The following is a 7,644-nucleotide window of genomic DNA, read 5'->3' on the forward strand; positions in this document are numbered from 1 at the left end:
CTTATTTGAATTATGAAAGAGGTCTAATATATAATAGTCCAAAAGAAAGGGACTAATCCCGAATGCTTTCGGGATGTAGTTCGGCATTACCATTCTAAAGACTAATCCGCCACAGGTGGAGAACTATTATAGTTTAAGAAATGGCATTATATCATAAGAATGAAGGATGGGCTATAATCGAGAAAATAAAATAACTATAATGCATTTAATACCCATATTTCTCTTTCCACCGCTCCTTCAAAAACTTTCGTAACTCTTCTTCACGGGCATTTTTTCCAGGATCATATATAATAGTTCCCGCAATTTTTTCTGGCAGATATTCTTGCTCCAAAAAATTGCCTTCGCCTTGGTGTGAATATTTATATCCTTTGCCATAATCCAAATTTTTCATCAGTTTTGTTGGTGCATTTCTTATATGCAAAGGCACGGGCAAATCGCCATGTTGCCTTACCAAAGCCAAGGCATTTTCTATAGAAATATACGATGCATTACTTTTGGCCGATGATGCCAAATAAACTGCACATTGTGATAATATAATTCTTGCTTCAGGATAACCAATTTTATTAACCGCATCAAAAGTCGCATTGGCCAGCAACAAGGCATTCGCATTGGCATTTCCCACATCTTCGCTGGCAAAAATAACCATGCGTCGTGCTATAAATTTTACGTCTTCGCCACCTTCTATCATGCGGGCAAGCCAATATACTGCGGCATTCGGGTCACTGCCCCGCATGCTTTTTATAAATGCTGATATAATATCATAATGTTGCTCGCCCTGTTTATCATATAGTGCTACTTTTTTCTGGGCAATATCCATCACCATCGCATCAGTCACTTCCACTTCTTTTCCTTTGGCAGATGGAGCTATAGCAGTTGCCACTATCTCAAGCAGATTTAAAAGTTTGCGTGCATCGCCTCCACTTATATTAATGATAGCTGCAGTTTCTTTTAATTGTATATGATATTGTTTTAATATATCATCATGCTGCAAAGCTTGATTTAATAAACGAACCAAACCTTTTTCATCCAAGGGTTTCAACACATATACTTGGCAACGGCTTAGCAATGCCGAATTTACCTCAAACGACGGGTTTTCTGTGGTAGCACCTATTAGCGTTATAATACCTTTCTCAACAGCTCCCAATAATGCATCTTGCTGCCCTTTGTTGAAGCGGTGAATCTCGTCGATAAATAAAATGGATTGTGTGGTTTCTCTAGCTTTTTCTATCACTTCTCGCACTTCCTTCACACCACTACTTATGGCACTCAATTGAAAATAAGGAACTGATAAAGCATTTGCTATTATATGTGCAATTGTGGTTTTGCCAACACCCGGCGGACCCCACAAAATCATAGAGGGGATTTTACCCTGCTCAATGGCCGTTCTCAATATGCTGCCTTGCCCTGTAAGATGTTCCTGCCCAACCAAATCGTCCAAGGTGTTGGGACGCATCCGTTCGGCGAGAGGGGTGGATGAATTCATGTTGTAAAATTAGGACGGTATCGGGTGTTCTGCAAATACAATTCGTCTCATGTGACGCTAATTGCAAAAGAATCAAACCATTGGCACATTCTTTTAAATTTCTTTCAGGTGAATTGTAGTTCAAAAGGTAACAAAATAATAATTTGTTTGATTGGGTATTTTATTTATATTTGCCTTTTGATATATCTTATTATGAATAAACAATTTATGCTCTTTGTCGGCATGGTTCTGCTGATATTTTGTATGTCGTGCAAAAAAGTAGATACCCAAGTAATATCTGGAAACAAGCCTGCTGATGATTCTACAATTGACAATGTGCTCCGTGATAATTTTATTCACAAAGCATATCTGGCAATTGTTGGCAGAACTCCAACAGAATTAGAAAAAATAGGTGCCCGAACTATTATTGATAAAAACAATTGCAGTGTAGGAAGCCGTGAAGAATTATTGAATATCCTTTTTGCAGCACCCGATTATAAAGAAAATCTATACAATGTTGATAATAGCACCTTGCTTGCCTCTTCTTCTGCCGATGTCATAAATTATTATATTATATATTATTCTGGCCTGGCAAAAGATTCAACAAACCCGCAGGCATATATGTATAAGCAGAATGTTGACAGATTGTATTTTCTAAAATCGGCACCCAGAAATTTTTTCAATGATTCCATTGACTTGGTTGAATTGCACAAACGTATGACTTATAATGTGCTTTACGATAATTTGAATGGTGGTCTTTACAATTGGACTTTAACAGCATTCCCTTATTTTCTTAAACGCAAGCCTACAGAAAGCGAATTAAGTAATAGTTATTTATTTATTCAAGGGATGGAAGGAAAAATACTTTTGAAAACTGGAAATTCGATGGACGATATGGTAAATATCTTTTTCAATTCAGATGAATATTTTGAAGGGCAGGTTCGCAATTTATTCCTCAAAAATATTTTCAGAGAACCTACCAATGATGAATTGCATTCAATGTCGGTGGTATATCATAAAGACCATAACTACATAAAACTTCAGAAATCAATTTACCTCAGCAACAGTTTTCTCGGTAAAAAATAATTCAATCCCATAAAAAAATATTTATATTATGAGCAGAAAAAAAATATACATTTATAGTATTGTTCTTCTTTCATTAAGCATCGGATTATATGCCTGTAAAAAAGAAATAAAAAAAATATTTGAAGTAGAAACGCAACCCGTTTCACAAACTTCCATCAATAAAAATTTATTCAAAAAAGAGCTTGAATTTATTTCTATAGCCTATAGTGATTTGTTTGGAAAAACAATCCCTGCCAATGAATTAAATAACTCGGTAAGTTGTTACGCTGGAAGCAATGACAAATATTTTATTACCGATAGAATTATTCGCAGCTATCTTAACAGGGGCAATATTATTATTCCCACCAAGCAACAAATGCAAGGAGATATTCCTAAATTTATTTCCAATACTTATACAAAATTTTACCAACGTCCACCTACCGAAATGGAGAAATGGAAATTGGAACAACTCATCACTAAAAACACGACCCTCACTCCAAGTGTCATCTATTATTCATTTCTCACTTCCAATGAATATAAGTTCAAATAAAAATTATTATGAAAAGAAAAGAGTTTATTAAAAAAGCTGGCCTTCTCACCGCAGGAGTTATAGGTGTGCCTTATATATTACCAACTGGAAGGTTGTTTGCAGGATCGGGTACCCGTATTTGCAACCATGTAGTATTGTGCATGTTTGCAGGTGGTGTGCGTAATATTGAAACTGTACAAAAAGCAGAAGGAAATTTACTGCCTAATTTATTACCAGGCAATGAAACAATAACTTCTGATATAGCGGCACTGATGAATAATTTACCGAAGCTTGGCAATCCGCTCTCGCAGTATGGTACCTTATATAAAAATTTCAGATATAATAGTTTGCTTGCAGGCCATTACCAAGGAAATACGGTGGCATTAACGGGTGCCTATGTCGACAATTTTGTTTCCTTTAACGACTACACTCCTAAGCCCAGTATTTTTGAATTTTATCACAAACATAATTCAACTACTTCTACTGCAAAAAACAATTGGTGGATCTCAAATTCACCAGGCGAAAATGAATTGTTGAGCCATAGTTTAGATAACAGTTATGGAGCAAAATATGCGGCCAATTTTCTTTGTCCCAATATATTTATTCCTAACAACGGATACAAACCTGTCGATTTATGTAGCACTTTCAGCAGTAATGAAAAAAAGAGTGCCGATGAATTGAGAACCTTGCTTAACAATAATTTCAATACCCCGGTTCAGGTGAATACCAATTTCAACAATTCGGAACAGGACAGGATAGAAATCAACAACTTTGTTGATTTGCTTTTAGCCGATGCAAATGCAGGTATGTATGCCGACCCCTGGGGAACAGGCTTTATGAGTGGTGATATGTATAATGTATATTTTGCCGAACGTGTTATCAAACAATTTAAACCTGAATTTTTATGTGTGAACATGACCGATGTAGATACTTGCCATGCAAACTTTAGCAATTATTGTGTGAATTTGAATCGTGCTGACTATGCCGCTGCACATCTATGGCAAACCATTCAAAATACCCCCGGAATGAAGGATGATACCATCATGATTATAGTTCCTGAACATGGAAGAGACGGGGTACACAATACCATTACCGATGCTCAGGGAAGAAAAGGAATTGACCACGGTGGCGACAATGTTTCCAAAGAAATTTTCTGTATGGTACTAGGGCCATCCAATATGGTGTATCAGAATAATATCATCAATAATGTAGAAGGGGAAAGTATAGATATAGTACCTACTATTGCCAATATATTAGGATTTTTACCCGATATACCCTCAAATTATTTAAATGGAAAAGTATTAAAATCAGCTTTAAAATAATATGAAAAAATATATAATATTAATTTGGCTTGGTACAGCAATATCGCTGTTCGTATGTAGTTGCAAAAAAAATGTGGATACAAAAAATCCCTACGATTCCATTAACAGAAATATAGATACTACAAAATCGAAAACCAGTATAGACTCCAATTCAATTGTGGGTTTGCATACCTTTATATTTGCAACTAAATGTGCTATCCCCAGTTGTCACGGTGGCCCTTTCGAGCCCGATTTCCGCACACCACTTTCATCCTATAATACTTTGGTATATCAAAAAGTGATTAAAAATACGGCTGCGGGTAAATATACCTATCGTGTTATTCCTGGCGATACCGCTATGAGCTGGCTGCACGAACGATTGGTTACCGATGATTCCGTTTTGGGAAGAATGCCACGTTATATGCCTGCTCTTAATGCCAACGAAATGTACCACATCAACAAATGGATCATGGACGGAGCAAAAGATGTAAACGGAATTGCTGCCGTAAAACCCAATAACAATATTCAGTTAATTTATTATGTAGCTTTAGATGCTGCATATAAAAGAATTGATACGTTAAGGCTCAACAACGGTTATCCTTTCGCAGCACCACAGAATAAATTAATTCATCTTTATTTTTATCTTACTGATGATGAAACCAAGTCTCAGAATTTCAAAGATTGCAAAGCAAAATTTTCTTATTCGCAAAACAATTTTTCAAGTGCCGTGGAGTTGCCAGCAGTGATCGATACTGTCCTTTATCCGGGCTACCCACTTTGGCGTGTAGATGTGAATACCAGCAATTTTACACCTGGCAAACAAGTATATATGCGTTACTATGGTAGAGACCCTGACCATACTGCCATTGTTGAATTCCCAAATGAGAACGCCAGTTATTACTATTATTCTTATTACTCACTCATCGTTAAATAATTTTACTGTGAAGAAAGTACTATATCTATTGCCTTTTCTTTTCTTTGGGTGCAAGAAGAAAGAAGCGGTTTCTAATGTTCCCGTAATTACTTTTGTGAATGCTGCACCCAGTACCGTAAAAGCATATAAAGATTCCGTCGTATTTACAATTGGCTATGCTGATGCAGATGGAGATTTGGGCGAGAATAGTGTGAATGCGGAAAACCTATTCCTTACCGATAACCGCATCAATATTACTTATAAATATCGTATCAAACAATTAGCTCCAACGGGTGCTGTAATAGCTATTAAAGGCAATTTGGATGTAATTTTGAAAAGCACCGACATTACCGATAGTACTTCTGCTACACAAACTGCTACCTATAATATATATGTTACGGATAGAGCTGGCAACAAAAGCAATGTAATAACCTCGAGTGCTATTACTATAAATAAATAATATATATATAGCCAAAACATGATAGGGAGAATGAAAAGCCCCGAAGTGCTGATGCCTTATTATTGCTGATTAAAACCAAGCAAATCCAATCCCGATAAACAATCGAGACTGAAAGGCGTAATTAACTGTCATCACTTTAGGATTGCACTACAAAGACCTGAATATTATATCGATAAATATTTAGGGTTTTTTCCCTACTTTTGAGCCGCTTTTTAAAAGCCCGCTTTGCAACATACCACCACCGTAATATTGCCCGTCGTAAACGAAACCTATTCACTCCGCCAAACCGTGGAGATGATTGAAGCGTCGAGCAGTGCTGATATATTGGAGTACTTGATTGTGATTTGCAAAAAGACCAGTATTGAGAGCCGCAAAGTGATTGAAGAAATCGTGAACAAATATGGAAATAAAGTTCGCGTACACGACCAAGTGCTGCCGTTTTTGGGCGGTGCGATGCGTGAATGTTTCGATTTGGCCAAAGGCACACACCTCATTATGATGGCAAGCGATTTGGAGACAAATCCCGAACAAGTGCCCGAAATGATTGCCTTATCCCGTCAACATCCCGATTGGATTATTGGTACCAACCGTTGGACCAAAGGAGGAGGATTTACAGGTTATAGTCCTATTAAGCTGGTATTTAATTTCGTGTTCCAAAAATTCTTTTCTATATTATATGGAACAAACTTAAAAGACATGACTTATGGCTACCGTGTATTTCCCACAGCCTTAGTAAAATCAATAATTTGGACCGAATTAAAACATCCATTCTTGTTTGAAAGTATATGCAAACCATTACGTTTGGGTATTAAATCGGTAGAGATACCCAGTGTGTGGAAAGCCAGGACTGAAGGCGAGTCGCAAAATCCATTCATCAATAATTTTAAATATTTTGGAACAGGAATAAAAATCCGTTTCATGAGCAAAGACAAAATAACAAAATAATCTATTATAATAATTCACGTGAAAAAAGTAATTGTAACAACCACTATCAATCCGCCTACTAAGGCCATCAAATTATTCGAAAGCTACCCCGATTGGGATCTTGTAGTAATTGGCGATTTGAAAACCCCCAAAGATTATACCCTGAACAAAGGTGTATATGTTACCCCCGAAGAGCAAGAAGCTTATGATAAAAACCTGAGCGATGCTATCGGCTGGAATTGTATACAACGCCGCAACATGGGCCTACTATGGGCACACGATATGGGTGCTGATATAGTAGCTGTAGTTGATGATGACAATATTCCTTATGAAGGTTGGGGGCAAAACCTCATGTTGGGCAATCCCGTAGAAACAAATTATTATGAAACCGATTTGCCTGCATTCGATTCAATTGGTGCTACCAATCATAAACATTTATGGCATCGTGGATATCCATTGTTGAGTTTGTCCAAACGTGATTATTCACGCAAATCCACCAAAACTATTATACCTGATGTCCAAGCAGATTTTTGGGATGGCGATCCTGACATAGATGCTATATGCCGCATGGAGCATGCCCCTGAATGTAAATTCGACCCTGCATGTTTTCCTATTGCTGCTAATAAAATGTCTCCATTCAATTCGCAAAATACTTTCCTAAAAGCATCATTGCTTAAAGACTATTTCTTGTTCCCACATGTGGGCCGTATGGATGATATATGGGCATCGTATTACCTGCAAGCCAAAGGTGCAAATGTAGTTTTTGGAAAAGCATCAGTATTCCAAGACCGCAATGTGCACGATTATACAAAAGATATGAAAGCTGAATATTTAGGCTATGAGCATAATTTAAAAATTGTAACAGAACTTCCAAGTGATCCAGATGCAATTCTTAAATATTTGCCCGAACGCTCTATCGAAGCATTCAAATTATATAGAAAACATTTCGACAAATAATATATATATATATGTCAGTCTGTCCGCCGCGGC

General features: G+C 36.9%; 8 protein-coding genes. 7 read left to right on the forward strand and 1 reads right to left on the reverse strand.

The genetic code is table 11. The features are described from left to right. Positions 1-205 precede the first annotated feature (205 nt). Complete coding sequence (locus SGJ10_08285; GenBank protein ID MDZ4758121.1) at positions 206-1,483, reverse strand: replication-associated recombination protein A; 1,278 nt, start codon at positions 1,481-1,483, stop codon at positions 206-208. Between the two features lie 192 nt (positions 1,484-1,675). On the opposite strand from SGJ10_08285, the gene SGJ10_08290 reads away from it, so the two are divergent. The 7 genes from SGJ10_08290 to SGJ10_08320 all read left to right on the forward strand — a co-directional run bounded on the left by SGJ10_08290 (position 1,676) and on the right by SGJ10_08320 (position 7,611). Beyond that, positions 1,676-2,548: a hypothetical protein gene (locus SGJ10_08290; protein ID MDZ4758122.1), complete on the forward strand. Its 873-nt coding sequence runs from the start codon at positions 1,676-1,678 to the stop codon at positions 2,546-2,548. Between the two features lie 28 nt (positions 2,549-2,576). Continuing rightward, the gene (locus tag SGJ10_08295) at positions 2,577-3,077 is read left to right on the forward strand and encodes a hypothetical protein (protein MDZ4758123.1); all 501 of its coding nucleotides are present in this window, start codon (positions 2,577-2,579) and stop codon (positions 3,075-3,077) included. Between the two features lie 8 nt (positions 3,078-3,085). Beyond that, a complete protein-coding gene (locus SGJ10_08300) occupies positions 3,086-4,378 on the forward strand; it encodes a hypothetical protein (GenBank protein MDZ4758124.1) in 1,293 nt (430 codons plus the stop codon). A 1-nt stretch (position 4,379) separates the two neighbouring features. Further along, positions 4,380-5,291, forward strand: coding sequence for a hypothetical protein (locus tag SGJ10_08305; GenBank protein MDZ4758125.1), 912 nt, complete (start codon positions 4,380-4,382; stop codon positions 5,289-5,291). A gap of 7 nt (positions 5,292-5,298) precedes the next feature. Continuing rightward, the gene (locus tag SGJ10_08310) at positions 5,299-5,730 is read left to right on the forward strand and encodes a hypothetical protein (protein MDZ4758126.1); all 432 of its coding nucleotides are present in this window, start codon (positions 5,299-5,301) and stop codon (positions 5,728-5,730) included. Positions 5,731-5,955: 225 nt separating this feature from the next. Continuing rightward, positions 5,956-6,675 (forward strand): glycosyltransferase family 2 protein, encoded by a 720-nt coding sequence (locus SGJ10_08315; GenBank protein MDZ4758127.1) that lies wholly within the window; start codon positions 5,956-5,958, stop codon positions 6,673-6,675. Between the two features lie 18 nt (positions 6,676-6,693). Continuing rightward, positions 6,694-7,611 (forward strand): hypothetical protein, encoded by a 918-nt coding sequence (locus tag SGJ10_08320; GenBank protein MDZ4758128.1) that lies wholly within the window; start codon positions 6,694-6,696, stop codon positions 7,609-7,611. The last annotated feature ends 33 nt before the right edge of the window (positions 7,612-7,644 follow it).

This window comes from Bacteroidota bacterium (assembly GCA_034439655.1).
GTDB lineage: Bacteria > Bacteroidota > Bacteroidia > UKL13-3 > UKL13-3 > CANJUD01.

Excerpts from the sequence above, each read along its gene's own strand:
- SGJ10_08285 (MDZ4758121.1), bottom strand. The coding sequence starts at position 1,483 with ATGAATTCATCCACCCCTCTCGCCGAACGGATGCGTCCCAACACCTTG.
- SGJ10_08290 (MDZ4758122.1), top strand. The coding sequence starts at position 1,676 with ATGAATAAACAATTTATGCTCTTTGTCGGCATGGTTCTGCTGATATTT.
- SGJ10_08295 (MDZ4758123.1), top strand. The coding sequence starts at position 2,577 with ATGAGCAGAAAAAAAATATACATTTATAGTATTGTTCTTCTTTCATTA.
- SGJ10_08300 (MDZ4758124.1), top strand. The coding sequence starts at position 3,086 with ATGAAAAGAAAAGAGTTTATTAAAAAAGCTGGCCTTCTCACCGCAGGA.
- SGJ10_08305 (MDZ4758125.1), top strand. The coding sequence starts at position 4,380 with ATGAAAAAATATATAATATTAATTTGGCTTGGTACAGCAATATCGCTG.